10 protein-coding genes, 1 tRNA gene and 2 pseudogenes are annotated in these 13901 nt (G+C 58.8%); 8 read left to right on the top strand and 5 right to left on the bottom strand.

The window, feature by feature from the left end:
- Positions 1 to 74 precede the first annotated feature (74 nt).
- Positions 75 to 290 (top strand): hypothetical protein, encoded by a 216-nt coding sequence (locus JFV26_RS26775; RefSeq protein WP_201196553.1) that lies wholly within the window; start codon positions 75 to 77, stop codon positions 288 to 290.
- A gap of 137 nt (positions 291 to 427) precedes the next feature.
- Here JFV26_RS26775 and JFV26_RS26770 read toward each other — a convergent pair.
- The 5 genes and pseudogenes from JFV26_RS26770 to JFV26_RS26750 form a co-directional block, all read right to left on the bottom strand.
- Positions 428 to 503, bottom strand: a tRNA-Gly gene (locus tag JFV26_RS26770).
- Between the two features lie 63 nt (positions 504 to 566).
- Positions 567 to 1127 (bottom strand): CDP-diacylglycerol--glycerol-3-phosphate 3-phosphatidyltransferase, encoded by a 561-nt coding sequence (gene pgsA / locus JFV26_RS26765; protein WP_201196552.1) that lies wholly within the window; start codon positions 1125 to 1127, stop codon positions 567 to 569.
- A gap of 32 nt (positions 1128 to 1159) precedes the next feature.
- On the bottom strand, positions 1160 to 2983 hold the full coding sequence (gene uvrC / locus JFV26_RS26760; protein ID WP_201196550.1) for an excinuclease ABC subunit UvrC: 1824 nt from the start codon (positions 2981 to 2983) through the stop codon (positions 1160 to 1162).
- A 2-nt stretch (positions 2984 to 2985) separates the two neighbouring features.
- On the bottom strand, positions 2986 to 3627 hold the full coding sequence (gene gacA / locus JFV26_RS26755) for a response regulator transcription factor GacA (RefSeq protein WP_201196548.1): 642 nt from the start codon (positions 3625 to 3627) through the stop codon (positions 2986 to 2988).
- Between the two features lie 127 nt (positions 3628 to 3754).
- Positions 3755 to 4197 (bottom strand): annotated as a pseudogene (locus JFV26_RS26750) (GNAT family N-acetyltransferase).
- A 627-nt stretch (positions 4198 to 4824) separates the two neighbouring features.
- On the opposite strand from JFV26_RS26750, the gene JFV26_RS26745 reads away from it, so the two are divergent.
- The 7 genes and pseudogenes from JFV26_RS26745 to JFV26_RS26715 all read left to right on the top strand — a co-directional run bounded on the left by JFV26_RS26745 (position 4825) and on the right by JFV26_RS26715 (position 13703).
- Positions 4825 to 5913, top strand: coding sequence for a 3-deoxy-7-phosphoheptulonate synthase (locus JFV26_RS26745; RefSeq protein WP_201196546.1), 1089 nt, complete (start codon positions 4825 to 4827; stop codon positions 5911 to 5913).
- A gap of 276 nt (positions 5914 to 6189) precedes the next feature.
- The gene (locus JFV26_RS26740; RefSeq protein ID WP_093413984.1) at positions 6190 to 6471 is read left to right on the top strand and encodes a peptidylprolyl isomerase; all 282 of its coding nucleotides are present in this window, start codon (positions 6190 to 6192) and stop codon (positions 6469 to 6471) included.
- Between the two features lie 136 nt (positions 6472 to 6607).
- A pseudogene (locus JFV26_RS26735) lies at positions 6608 to 8475 on the top strand (extracellular solute-binding protein).
- Positions 8475 to 9536, top strand: coding sequence for a microcin C ABC transporter permease YejB (locus tag JFV26_RS26730; RefSeq protein ID WP_201196545.1), 1062 nt, complete (start codon positions 8475 to 8477; stop codon positions 9534 to 9536). The pseudogene JFV26_RS26735 and the gene JFV26_RS26730 overlap by 1 nt, the downstream one beginning before the upstream one ends.
- A complete protein-coding gene (locus JFV26_RS26725; protein WP_201196543.1) occupies positions 9536 to 10558 on the top strand; it encodes an ABC transporter permease in 1023 nt (340 codons plus the stop codon). Before JFV26_RS26730 ends, JFV26_RS26725 begins: the two co-directional genes overlap by 1 nt.
- A 27-nt stretch (positions 10559 to 10585) precedes the next feature.
- Positions 10586 to 12160 (top strand): ABC transporter ATP-binding protein, encoded by a 1575-nt coding sequence (locus tag JFV26_RS26720; protein WP_201196541.1) that lies wholly within the window; start codon positions 10586 to 10588, stop codon positions 12158 to 12160.
- A 127-nt stretch (positions 12161 to 12287) separates the two neighbouring features.
- Positions 12288 to 13703, top strand: coding sequence for a sigma-54 interaction domain-containing protein (locus tag JFV26_RS26715; RefSeq protein ID WP_201196539.1), 1416 nt, complete (start codon positions 12288 to 12290; stop codon positions 13701 to 13703).
- Positions 13704 to 13901: the final 198 nt, after the last annotated feature.

The following is a 13901-nucleotide window of genomic DNA, read 5'->3' as shown; positions in this document are numbered from 1 at the left end:
CACCGCCCTTGGGCCTTTGGCTGTCTTCCCTCCCCCGCTGCTACGCTCTCGGTTACTCGATCGGAGTCGAAACGATGCCCACTGAATATTCGCTACCTGATGTCCTTGAGCGACTGTACCAAAACCAGCTCGCCTTAGAGGCGGCCTTGATGGCGTTCACCTTGATGGTGGAGCGCCAAGGCACGACGGATACTGGCGACAATGTCTGCGGCGCGCTTCACATGATCGGTGAGAACTCCGGGCACATCAAACAGGCCCTGGCTAAGCTGAAAGCTGAAGGCCCATACTGATCAAGACGGCCCCGACGTCCCGCCTGCAACACCCTTTTGGGCATTTGCAAATGAGACCGAAGCCTCTTTTTCCAATGCTGGCAATAAAATAACGCGCAAAAAAAAACGCCACTCATTGAGTGGCGTTTTTCTATATTTGGAGCGGGAAACGAGACTCGAACTCGCGACCCCGACCTTGGCAAGGTCGTGCTCTACCAACTGAGCTATTCCCGCGTCTTGGTGTGGCGCATTCTATAGAATCCAGAAGCCCCGTCAACCCCTTGATTCAAAAAAGTTTTATTTCTTTTCAACGTCGGTCTTCAGATGCGGCCAGGCAGCCCGCAGATACTGGACCATTGACCACAATGTCAGGCCTGCCGATACCAGCAACAAGGCGTAACCCACCAGGACCCAGAAGCTGAAGTCCGATGGATTGGCCAGTAGGATCACCAGCGCCAGCATTTGCGCGGCGGTTTTCCATTTGCCCAGGTTCGACACGGCGACGTGAGCACGGGCGCCGAGTTCGGCCATCCACTCTCGCAACGCCGAGACGACAATCTCGCGACCGATAATGACCGCTGCCGGCAGTGTGAGCCACAGGTTGCCGTGTTCTTGCACCAGCAATACCAGCGCAACGGCGACCATCAATTTGTCAGCCACCGGATCGAGGAAGGCCCCGAACGGCGTGCTCTGTTCCAGACGACGGGCCAGGTATCCGTCGAGCCAGTCAGTGGCTGCGGCGAATGCGAAGACCGAACTGGAAGCCAGATAGCTCCACTGGTACGGCAGGTAGAACAGTAAAATGAAGATCGGAATGAGCAGGACGCGTAGAACGGTAATCAGATTAGGGATATTCATCGGCACAACTGGCTACGAGGTGAGTTGGCATTCTACTCGCTGTGCAGATTTGCATAAATCGACTCAGCGAGCTTTTTACTGATCCCGGGTGCTTTGGCGATCTCTTCGATGCTGGCACGAGACAGCTCCTGCAATCCACCAAAATGTTTCAACAAATCGCGCCGACGTGTCGGCCCGACGCCCGCAACGCCTTCAAGCGTTGAGGTACGACGGGTTTTACCCCGTCGTGCCCGATGCCCGGTAATGGCGAAACGGTGGGCCTCATCGCGAATCTGCTGGATCAAATGCAGTGCGGGGGAATCACCGCGCAGCGTGAATTCATGTGCAGCGTCATTCAGGTACAAGGTTTCGAAACCGGCCTTGCGCGTCGCGCCCTTGGCCACGCCCAGCAGAATCAGATCAGGCACTGCCAGTTCATTGAGTACGTCCCGGGCCATGGACAGCTGACCTTTGCCCCCGTCCACCAACAGGATGTCCGGCAACTTGCCCTCGCCGTCCTTCAGTTTGCTGAAGCGTCGGGTCAGGGCCTGGTGCATTGCAGCGTAGTCGTCGCCTGGTGTCACACCCTCGATGTTATACCGGCGGTAGTCAGACTTGATCGGGCCTTCCGGGCCGAACACCACGCAGGATGCCACAGTGGCTTCACCGCTGGAGTGGCTGATGTCATAACACTCAAGGCGCTGTGGTGGCTCCTCCAGGTTCAGTACTTGCGCCAGAGCATCGAAACGCGCGGCGACATGCTGACGATTGGCCAGTCGCGCGCTTAAGGCTTGCTCGGCATTGGTGACCGCCAGTTGCTGCCAGCGCGCTCGCGTACCGCGTACCCGGTGGCTGATGGACAATTCGCGACCGCGCAGTTCGTCGATGGCGGCGATCAGGACCGGAAAATCATCGTGAACCACGTTGACGATCAGTTCGCTCGGCAAATCCCGCTCGGGACTGGTGATGAAGTACTGGCCCAAAAATGCCGCCATGACTTCGGATACGTCTTCTTCAATCCCGACTTGCGGGAAGAAATTCTTGCTGCCCAGCACCCGGCCGCCACGCACGCTGATCAAGTGAACACAGGCGCCCCCCGGATTGACGAACGCGGCGATCACATCGATATCGCCGGTTCCGCCCTCCATGCTCTGCTGGTCCTGAACCCGGCGCAGCAATGAAATCTGGTCTCGCAATTCAGCCGCGCGCTCAAACTCGAGGTTGATCGCAGCCTCCTCCATCCCGGCAGACAGCTCGTCCGTCAGCGCGTTGCTGCGCCCCTCAAGGAACATCACCGAGTGCCGTACGTCTTCGGCATACACCTGCGGCTCCACCAGCCCGACACACGGGGCCTTGCAGCGCTTGATCTGGTATTGCAGGCAAGGCCGCGTACGGTTCTTGTAATAGCTGTCTTCGCACTGGCGAACGAAAAAGGTTTTTTGCAGCAAACTCAGACTTTCTCGAATGGCACCCGCGCTTGGATAAGGGCCAAAATACTTGCCCTTGGCCTTTTTTGCACCGCGGTGGATGCTCAAGCGCGGAAACTGGCCATCCGAGAGAAAGACGTAAGGATAGGATTTGTCGTCACGCAGCAGAATGTTGTAGGGCGGACGCCATTCCTTGATCAGCGTCTGCTCAAGCAACAAGGCTTCGGTCTCATTGGCCGTGATCGTGGTTTCGATCTGGGCGATACGGCCCACCAGCGCGGCGGTCTTGGGCGCAAGACCGGCTTTTCGAAAATAACTTGCCAGGCGCTTCTTGAGATTCTTGGCCTTGCCGACGTAAAGCAGGCGTGCATCGCTGTCGAACATGCGATAGACGCCGGGGCGTCCGCTCACGGTCGACAGGAAGGCACTCGGATCGAAGACTTCAGTCATTTTCAGAGATTGGCATCAACCATGCCGTGACGAACCGCCAATAGCGTCAGTTCGACGTCGCTGCTGATCGAAAGCTTCTCGAAAATGCGGTAACGGTAAGTATTCACGGTTTTCGGCGAGAGGCAAAGTTTGTCGGAAATGATCTGAACCTTCTGACAGCCGACAATCATCAACGCGATCTGGATCTCACGCTCTGACAAGGCATCGAAAGGCGAATCGTTGGTCGGCTGGAACGATTTGATCGCCAATTGCTGGGCGATTTGCGGGCTGATGTAACGTTGCCCGGCAAACACCAGCCGAATAGCCTGGACCATTTCCGGCAATCCTGCGCCCTTGGTCAGATAACCCGCCGCACCGGCCTGCAGCAACCGTGTAGGAAACGGATCTTCTTCACACACAGTGACCGCGACAACTTTGATGTCGGGATGACTGCGCAGCAATTTTCGCGTGGCTTCAAGACCGCCGATCCCGGGCATCTTGACGTCCATCAGAACCACATCGGGTTTCAACTCACGCGCCTTGACCAGGGATTCCTCCCCTGACTCGGCCTGGCCGACTACTTGCAGGCCATCGATGTCAGCCAGCATTCGTGTAATGCCTGTACGAACGAGATCATGGTCATCGACTACTAGCACCCTAATCAAGCAGACACCTCGCGATATGGTCGTATTGAGTTGCCGAACACCTTAGCAAAAAGCGACTGGCAGACCTAGCGGCAAGCGACATATAAAAAGTTTCAATTCATCTTTGAAAGCTTGCCGTCTGTGCGTTTCAGCGACGAGGGGCATCGACTTCGCGCTGCATTCTCAGGAAATACCCGTCCTCGCCGACCACCTCCAAGCCCTTTCGCTGATACAGCGCCTGCGCCGGATTATTTTTAAAAACAGTCAGGCGCAAGGCAGGCCTACGTTCCGCGCAGGTCATGGCCCATACCTGATCGATCGCCCAGGAACCTGCGCCCTGCCCCGAAAGGCTTCAGCCATGTGCAGTTCGCGGATGTACAGGGCCTTGGCATCACGACTCAGGCTGAAAAACCCCACCGCAACGTCGCCCTGCATAATCAGCCAGTTTTCCCGGCCGGCCCAGGCGACATCAAAAGCCTCATCCAGCCACAGAAGGTCGTGCTGAATGTAATAGTGCAACATGTTCTGACAGGTCAGGTCTCGGGCGAAATCCAGATCCCGGGACGTCGCCGGACGTCGTTCGAAAACCATGCAACGCTCCGCAAAGATCATCGTGTTGGCCAAACGCAGAGTGTGTCACAACCCTCCAGGCACGGAAGCGATAGAAAACACTGTCGGTGCCCGATAGTATTTTCTGATTGAATCCGCCTGCCGCCCTCTAGTAAGCTCAGTGCATTCATCGGAGACAGACCATGTTCAACGCCCTCTCACAGCTTCGTACCGTCAGCGCCCTGCGCTCGATGGCGGCTGCCCGGGCGAATGACGTTTGTGCCCCGGCAAGCTTTTATTTTGGGTATTGGTTTAGCCACTGGCGCGCCTGATACCCACACGGCGCCCACTTTAAACGGGTCGCCACCAGAGAATTCTCAACCCCCGGTCGGCTTCCCGACCGGGGGTTTTGTTTTTTCAGCCCCTGCACATTTTTAGCGACACACCAGACACCTGAGGATTTAGAAAATGAACGATGCCACTTATTACCGTTACGACAGTTTTACCGCCTGGCGATTTACCAGCCTCCGCTCGGGACAGCCTGCCGCCTCCGATCGGTCACCCACAGGTGGCAAGCACACACACGCAGCCAATCCGGCCAATTGTCGAACACCCCAGTAGGGCCGAGCACGCGGGAACGAACCCGCTGCCAGCCCAGGAAGCCTGAATATGAACTCGTCCGTCTCTGCTCTGCCACTGTCCACCCTGAGCCCTGCCAATGAAGCGCTGACCCTGCGTCTGCCCAGCTCATTGCAACTCAAACAGCAATTGCCTCTCAGCAACGTCCTGACCCAGCAAGTCGCCGCCCACCGCAATGCGGTCCGTGCGATCCTCAACGGTGAAGACTCCCGTCTGCTGGTCATCGTCGGCCCCTGCTCCATTCACGACCCGCAGTCCGCACTCGAATACGCCGCTAACCTTGCGCGCCTGGCCACCGATGTCAGTGATGAAATGCTTCTGGTGATGCGTGCCTACGTCGAAAAGCCTCGCACCACGGTTGGCTGGAAAGGCCTGGCCTACGATCCGCGCCTTGATGGCAGCGATGACATGGCCGGTGGTCTGACCCTGTCTCGCGAGTTGATGTGCGAAATGCTCTGCCTCGGTTTGCCAATTGCCACCGAACTGTTGCAACCGATGGCCGCCGGCTACTTCGACGATTTGCTCAGTTGGGTCGCCATTGGTGCACGTACCACCGAGTCGCAGATCCACCGGGAAATGGCCAGTGGCCTGAACATGCCAGTGGGCTTCAAGAACGGCACCGATGGCGGTGTCACGGTCGCCAGCGACGCGATGCGCTCGGCAGCTCACCCCCATCGGCATTTCGGGGTCGATAGCCAGGGGCATCCTGCAATCATTCAAACCCCAGGTAATCCGGATACCCACCTGGTATTGCGCGGCGGGCATCGCGGACCTAACTACGACCGTGACAGCGTCGCGCGGATCAACCACGACCTGAGCAAACTGAAGATCCCGACACGAATCATGGTTGATTGCAGTCACGCCAACAGCGGCAAAGACCCGTTACGCCAGCCTGCAGTGTTCAACGACGTGCTCGAACAGCGCCTGCACGGTGATCATTCCCTGATCGGCATGATGATTGAAAGTCATCTGTTCGAAGGCTGCCAAGCGTTGAGTTCGTCTTTGCAGTACGGAGTATCGGTAACGGATGGCTGCCTCGGCTGGGCAGCCACGGACCAATTGTTGCGCCAGGCGGCCGACCGGCTTCGGACACGGCACCGTACACAACGGCCAGCATGACCAACGGCTTACTCCAGTCTTCAAGCGAAGACTGGGCGGAGTTTTTCCGCGCGCTGCACGCCGAGAGCTTGAGAAATGCCGGCCTTTAAGCCCTGATGCCGATCAGTTAAGAAGATCTCAGGTGACACACGCTCTTTGTAGCAGATTGCGTTTGGCTTAACGGATCGAAGACCATCCTTTATCGCTCGCCCGCCTGCGATGGAACTTTGAGAAGAAATAGGCCACTGAATCCGGTAGGCTCAGCACTTTACTGAACATTGAATGGAGAATTTCCCCATGGCCAAAGCCACTGCCCGTCACATCCTTGTTGCCAGCGAAGCCAAGTGCAACGAACTCAAAGCCCAGATCGAAGGCGGCGCTGATTTCGCCGACGTTGCCAAGGCCAACTCCACTTGCCCGTCCAGCCGTCAGGGCGGTGACCTGGGTTCGTTCGGCCCGGGCCAGATGGTCAAGGAATTCGACACCGTGGTCTTCAGCGCACCGATCAACGTGGTGCAAGGCCCGGTCAAAACCCAGTTTGGTTATCACCTGCTGGAAGTGACCAGCCGCCAGGACTGATCTGTCGCCTGCGTTATCTGCACAACGGCCCGCCTTTTGGTGGGCCGTTGTGTTTTGGCAAGATGATTCGGCTGGCGAGTGACGCGCCGCTAGCGTACAAATTGTAGTTATCGATTACCCGGCTCTAAGGCTGACAATGCGACTGGTTTTCCCCACTTTGATATTCACTGCCGTGGCACTGCTATTGGGTGCCGCCGGTGTGAATGCAGCACCGCAACACGCGTTGACCGTGTATGGCGAGCCGGCGAAATATCCCGCGGGTTTCAGTCATTTCACCTACACCAACCCGCAAGCCCCCAAGGGTGGAACAATGCGGCGCTCGGCCATTGAAATCGGCCATTTCGACCATGTCCTGCCCTACATCGACAAGGGTATCGGCGTGACCCAGATTGACGGCCTGCTCTATTCACCCCTGGCTCAGCGCTCGCTCGATGAACCCTATACCGTGTATGGCCTGGTGGCACAGAAGATGGAGCGTGCCGAGGACGGGCTGTCCCTGCGTTTCTACCTGAACCCCAAGGCCCGTTTCGCCGACGGCACGCCAATCACCGCCGAGGACGTGCGCTACACCTTCGACCTGCTGATGACCCAGGGCAGCCTGCGCTATCGCACCCAGTTCGCCGACGTCAAAGGCGTCGAAGTCGAGTCGCCATCAACCGTTCGGTTCGACTTCAAGAGCAACGAAAACCGTACCCTTCCCCTGGACATCGCGACATTGCCGGTGTTTCCCGAGCACTGGTGGAAAACCCGCGACTTCGCCAGCGGCGGTGGTTACGAGCCACCTCTGGGCAGCGGCCCGTATCGAGTGAGCAAAGTCGATGCCGGACGCAGCATCACGTTTGAACGCAACGCCGACTGGTGGGGCAAGGACCTGCCGGTCAGCCGCGGCTTATACAACTTCGATCATTTCAGCCTCGAGTACTTCGGCGATACCGACGTCGCCCGCCAGGTACTGCGCGGCGGCGCCTACGACTACAACCGCGAGTTCTCCGCCACCGGTTACTCCATCGGCTACGAAAGCCCGGCCCTGAGCGACGGTCGCCTGCAAAAGGCTCACTTGGCCACCGAAGCACCGCAAACCGCCCAAGGCTTCGTGTTCAACCTGCAAAACCCGATGTTCCAGGACCGCCGTGTCCGCCAGGCCCTGGCCATGCTCTGGGATTTCGAGTGGAGCAACCGGCAGATGATGCGCGACCTGTACATCCGCCAGCAGAGCTTCTTTTCCAATACCGACCTCGCAGCGCGCAAGCTTCCGGATGCTGCTGAACTGGCGATCCTCGAACCGTTGCGCGGGCAGATTCCCGACGAAGTCTTCACCCAGGTCTTCGAAGCACCGAAGACTGACGGCAGCGGCAATATCCGCGACAAACAATTGCAGGCCCTGGCCCTGCTTGAACAGGCCGGCTGGAAACCCGACGGCGATCAACTGGTGAATGCCCAGGGCGAGCCACTGAGCTTTACCTTCCTCACCAGCCAGAACGGCATCGACCGACTGCTGTTGCCGTACAAGCGCACGCTGAAACAGATCGGCATCGACCTCAACATTCGGCGCATCGACTCGTCCCAGTACGTCAACCGCCTGATGTCCAGAGACTACGACATGGTCATCACCGGTTACCCGGTGACCACCTCCCCGGTAGCGAACTGGTCAACTACTTCGGTTCGTCCGCGGCCAACGATCCCGGCGCCAACAACTACATGGTGCTGAAGAACCCGGCGGTCGATACGCTGGTCAGCGGCCTGGTCCGCGCCACCACCCAGGCCGACATGCTGCGCTACGCCCATGCCCTGGACCGGGTACTGCAATGGAACTACTACTGGATTCCCAACTATTACCCGCCCGGCAGTTCGACCGTGTGGTGGAATCGCTTCGGCATTCCCAGCGTGCAAGCCAGCAACGACGAAGCCATCGAGAGCTGGTGGGAAGTGAGCACCTCCCCCCTCACCAACCAACAGATGACCGCCGAACTGATCAAACGCGGCAAATCCGGAGGGCCACGCTGATGTGGGCTTACATACTGCGGCGCCTGCTGCTGATTATTCCGACGCTGGTCATCATTCTCCTGGTCAACTTCGTCATCGTCCAGGCCGCCCCCGGTGGCCCGGTGGAACAGGCGATCGCGCACTTGCAAGGCATCGGCGGCGCCAGCATCGGCGCAGGCGCAGGCGAGACCCTGCACGGCAGTTCCCGCGCCAGCCGAGGCCTCGATCCGCAACTGATCAAAGAGATCGAAAAACAATACGGTTTCGACAAACCGGCACCGGAACGCCTGTGGCTGATGCTTAAAAGCTACGCGCGACTGGACTTTGGCAAGAGCTTCTTCCGCGGCGCCACGGTTACCGACCTGATCCTGGAAAAAATGCCGGTGACCATTTCCCTCGGCCTCTGGGCCACGCTGATCACTTACCTGGTGTCGATTCCGCTGGGGATTCGCAAGGCCGTGCACCACGGCAGCCATTTCGATATCTGGAGCAGCACCGCAATCATCATCGGCTACGCCATGCCGGCGTTCCTGTTCGCCATGTTCCTGATCGTGGTGTTTGCCGGTGGCACATCGCTGAACTGGTTCCCGGTGCGCGGTCTGGTCTCGGACAACTTCGAGTCGCTGTCGAGCGTGGGCAAAATCGCCGATTACTTCTGGCACCTGGTATTACCGGTTACGGCGCTGGTGATTGGCGGGTTCGCCACCCTGACCATCCTGACCAAAAACTCCTTCCTCAACGAAATCACCCGCCAATACGTGGTCACCGCCCGAGCCAAAGGCTTGAGCGAACGCCGGGTGCTGTACGGCCATGTGTTTCGCAACGCGATGTTGCTGGTGGTGTCCGGGATTCCCCAGGCGTTTATCAGCGTGTTCTTCGCCGGCTCGTTGCTGATCGAAGTTATTTTCTCCCTCGATGGACTCGGCCGCATGAGCTATGAAGCCGCTGTATCGCGGGATTATCCGGTGGTGTTTGGTTCGTTGTTCATCTTCACCCTGTTCGGTCTCTTGATAAAACTGGTCGGCGACCTCTGCTACACCCTGGTCGACCCGCGCATCGACTTCGCCGCGAGGAACGCCTGATGTTCAAGCTCTCGCCGCTGGGCCGGCGCCGTTTTGAACGGTTCAAGAAAAACCGCCGTGGCTGGTGGTCGCTGTGGCTGTTTATCGGGTTGTTCCTGCTGACCCTCGGTGGCGAGTTGATCGCCAACGACAAGCCGCTGATCGTCAGTTACCAGGACTCGTTGTACTTCCCCGCATTCAAGCGCTACACCGAGCAGGAGTTCGGCGGGCAACTGCCGTTCCAGGCCGACTACCGCAGCGATTACGTACAGAAGCTGATCCGCAAGGACGGCGGCTGGCTGCTGTTCCCGCCAATCCCGTTCAGCGACGACACGCCTAACTACGACCTGAACAAACCCGCGCCGAGCCCGCCGACGAAGGTCAACTGGCTGGGCACCGACGACCAGGCGCGAGACGTGTTGGCCCGAGTGATTTTTGGCGCTCGGGTGTCCATTCTGTTTGCCTTGATACTGACGTTTGTCAGTGCGTTGATCGGCATTGCCGCCGGCGCGCTGCAAGGCTATTACGGCGGCTGGGTCGATTTGCTGGGCCAGCGCTTGCTGGAAGTCTGGTCCGGGCTGCCGGTGCTTTATCTTCTGATCATTCTGTCGGGGTTCGTCGAGCCGAATTTCTGGTGGCTGCTGGGGATCATGGCGCTGTTTTCCTGGCTGGCCCTGGTGGACGTGGTGCGCGCCGAGTTTCTGCGCGGACGTAACCTGGAATATGTCAAAGCCGCCCGGGCCCTGGGCTTGAGCGACCGCAAAGTGATCGTGCGGCACATATTGCCAAACGCCATGAACGCAACGCTGAGCTACTTGCCGTTCATCCTCACCGGCGCGATTTCAACCCTGACGGCCCTGGACTTTCTCGGCTTCGGCATGCCCGCAGGCAGCGCTTCATTGGGCGAACTGATCGGCCAGGGCAAGCAGAACCTGCAAGCGCCATGGCTGGGCCTGACGGCATTTTTCACCCTGGCGCTGATTCTGTCTTTACTGGTGTTCATCGGCGAGGCATTGCGTGATGCCTTCGACCCAAGATCCTGATCCACGACTATGAGCCGGGCGATTGATATGAATGACAACCTGATCGAAATCCGTGATCTCAACGTGGCCTTCAGTGGCCAGACCGTGGTGCGCAACCTGTGCCTGGACATCCGCCCCGGCGAGTGTCTGGCACTGGTGGGCGAGTCGGGCTCGGGCAAATCGGTGACGGCCCATTCGATCCTGCAACTGCTGCCCAAACTGGGCACCGAAACCACGGGCAGCATTCGTTATCGCAGCCAGGAACTGGTCGGTTCCGATGCCAAGGTCTTGCGTCAGTTACGCGGCAACCGGATCGCGATGATCTTTCAGGAACCGATGACCTCCCTGAACCCGCTGCACAGCATCGAAAAGCAGATCGGCGAAACCTTGCTGGTGCACAAAGGCCTGGCCGGCAAAGTGGCGCAAGCGCGAATTCTTGAACTGCTGGAACTGGTCGGCATCCAGAAACCCAAGGAGCGGCTCAAGGCCTACCCCCATCAACTGTCCGGCGGCCAACGGCAACGGGTGATGATCGCCATGGCCCTGGCCTGTGAACCAGAACTGCTGATCGCCGACGAGCCGACCACGGCGCTGGATGTGACGGTACAGCGCAAGATCCTGCTGTTGCTCAAGTCCTTGCAACAACGGCTCGGCATGTCGCTGCTGCTGATCAGTCATGACCTCAATCTGGTGCGCAGCATCGCCCAGCGCGTGTGCGTGATGAAGGCCGGGGAAATCGTCGAACAGGCCTCTTGCGAAACGCTGTTCACCGAACCGAAGCACCCTTATAGCTGCGTGCTGCTGAACGCTGAGCCTGAAGGCGAAGCCTTGCCCCGGGACGAGCGCGAGAAGGTGCTGGAGGTCGACAACCTGCAAGTACGGTTCGCCATTGGCGGCGGGCTGTTCCAACGCAAGACCTATTTACACGCGGTGGATGGCATCAGCCTGAATGTCCAACGTGGCAAGACCCTGGGCATCGTTGGCGAGTCGGGTTCCGGCAAGTCCACCCTCGGTCAGGCGATCCTGCGCTTGCTCGACTCCGAAGGCAGCATTCGTTTTCAAGGCCAGGCACTGGACGGTCTCACGCAAAAGCAACTGCGGCCGTGGCGCAAGAAGATGCAGGTGGTGTTCCAGGACCCCTTCGGCAGCTTGAGCCCCCGGATGTCCGTGGCGCAGATCATTAGCGAAGGGCTGGAGGTGCATAGCCAACTGAGCACCGAGGAATGCAAAGCCGAAGTGATTCGGGCGCTGGAAGAAGTCGGCCTCGACCCGCAAAGCCGCCACCGCTATCCCCACGAATTCTCCGGCGGCCAACGGCAGCGCATCGCCATCGCCCGGGCACTGGTGCTCAAGCCGGCGCTGATCCTGCTGGATGAACCGACCTCGGCACTGGACCGCACCGTGCAAAAACAAGTGGTCGCCCTACTCCGCGACCTCCAGCAAAAGCATGGCCTGACGTACCTGTTTATCAGCCATGATCTGGCGGTGGTGCGAGCGCTGGCCCACGACATGATCGTGATCAAGGATGGCAAAGTGGTGGAAAGCGGCGCCAGCCACGATGTGTTCGATTCGCCGCAGCATCCGTATACCAAAGAGCTGTTGGCGGCGGCGCATCCAGGCTAAGCCTTGAAACCGATGCGCGGCCTTCGCGAGCAGGCTCGCTCCCACATTGGAATGCATTTCAAATGTGGGAGCGAGCCTGCTCGCGAAGACGCCCGCACAGATAACACAACTTCTGGACACGACAAACATGAACACCACCGAAAGCCTCAAGGACTACCAGCGCGTGCGTATGCTGGCGATCCGTTCGTTGTTCGAAATCATCGAGCAATCGAGCGAAGGCACGGTGATTGTTGATCGCGACGCCAATATCGTCTGGATGAACGAACGCTACGCCCGGCGCTTTGGCCTGGAATCGGCAGAAGTCGCAATCGGCAAGCCCTGTGAAAGCGTGATCCCCGGCAGCCTGCTGCGCGAGGTGGTGCGCACTGGCCGGCCGATCCTGCTGGACATGCAGGACACCCCCAAAGAACCGCTGGTGGTGATGCGCCTACCGATTCATGACGATGCCGGCGCGGTGATCGGCGCCATCGGCTTCGCGTTGTTCGACGAATTGCGCAGCCTGTCGCCAATGCTCAAGCGCTACCTGAGCATGCAGGAAGAACTGGCCTCGACCCGCTCCCTGCTGCGCGCGCGGCAGACCAAGTACAACTTCGCGCATTTCATTGGTACCAGCGCCGCCAGCCTGGAAGTCAAACGTCGGGCGCGGCGCAGTGCCAGCGCCGAATCACCGGTGTTGCTGCTCGGTGAAACCGGCACCGGCAAAGAGCTGCTGGCCCAGGCGATCCACGGCGCTTCGCCACGGGCACACAAGGCGTTTGTCAGCATTAATAGCGCGGCGATTCCCGAATCATTACTGGAAGCGGAGTTCTTCGGCACCGCACCCGGCGCGTTTACCGGCGCGGACCGCAAAGGCCGGGTCGGCAAGCTGCAGATCGCTCAGGGTGGCACGTTGTTTCTCGACGAGATCGGCGACATGCCTTTGCCCCTGCAAAGCAAGTTGCTGAGGGTGTTGCAGGAAAAAGAATTCGAGCCGGTGGGTTCAAATGAAGTGATCCAGAGCGATGTGCGGGTAATTGCCGCCACCTCCACGAATCTGGAAGCGGCGATCAAACGCGGCGAATTTCGTGCAGATTTGTACTACCGCCTCAACGTGCTGCCGATCCAGGTTCCGCCGTTGCGTGACCGGCTCGACGATATTCCGGCCTTGAGCGAAGCGATCCTTGAAGAACTGCGCAGTCAGCATGAGCTGAACCGCGAGGCGCAGGAGTTGCTGGGTCAACACGCCTGGCCGGGGAACATTCGCGAGTTGCGCAATGTGCTGGAACGCGCAGCGTTGCTCAGCGATGACTTGATGTTGAACAAAGCCGATATCCGGGCGGCGATTGGCACTTTCACGCCGGTTGAGCGTGGGACGAGCCCGGTGATCGAGGCGGATGGCCAGGAGACGTTCAGTGAGGCTCGGGAGCGGTTTGATCGGCAGTTGATCGAGACCACCCTTGTGCAATGCGGGGGGAAGGTGATTGAAGCGGCGGCGCGACTGGGGCTTGGGCGGTCGACCTTGTACAAGAAGATGGTGGCGTTGGGGATTGCCGAGTCTCCATAAAGAGATACATATCTCTATTAGTAGACAGGACCTCTTCGCGGGCAAGCCTCGCTCCTACAGGTTTGCGATCACTCGCGAACAACACGAACCCGTGGGAGCGAGGCTTGCCCGCGAAGGCGTCCGCCAGATCAGCAAAAATCTCAAAATAGAGACAAAAATTAGCAAACTCGTTTTAAAAAACAACAATATCCTTATATT

This window comes from Pseudomonas sp. TH31, assembly GCF_016650815.1.
Lineage (GTDB): Bacteria > Pseudomonadota > Gammaproteobacteria > Pseudomonadales > Pseudomonadaceae > Aquipseudomonas.
This window is presented reverse-complemented; position numbering and strand designations above follow the sequence as displayed.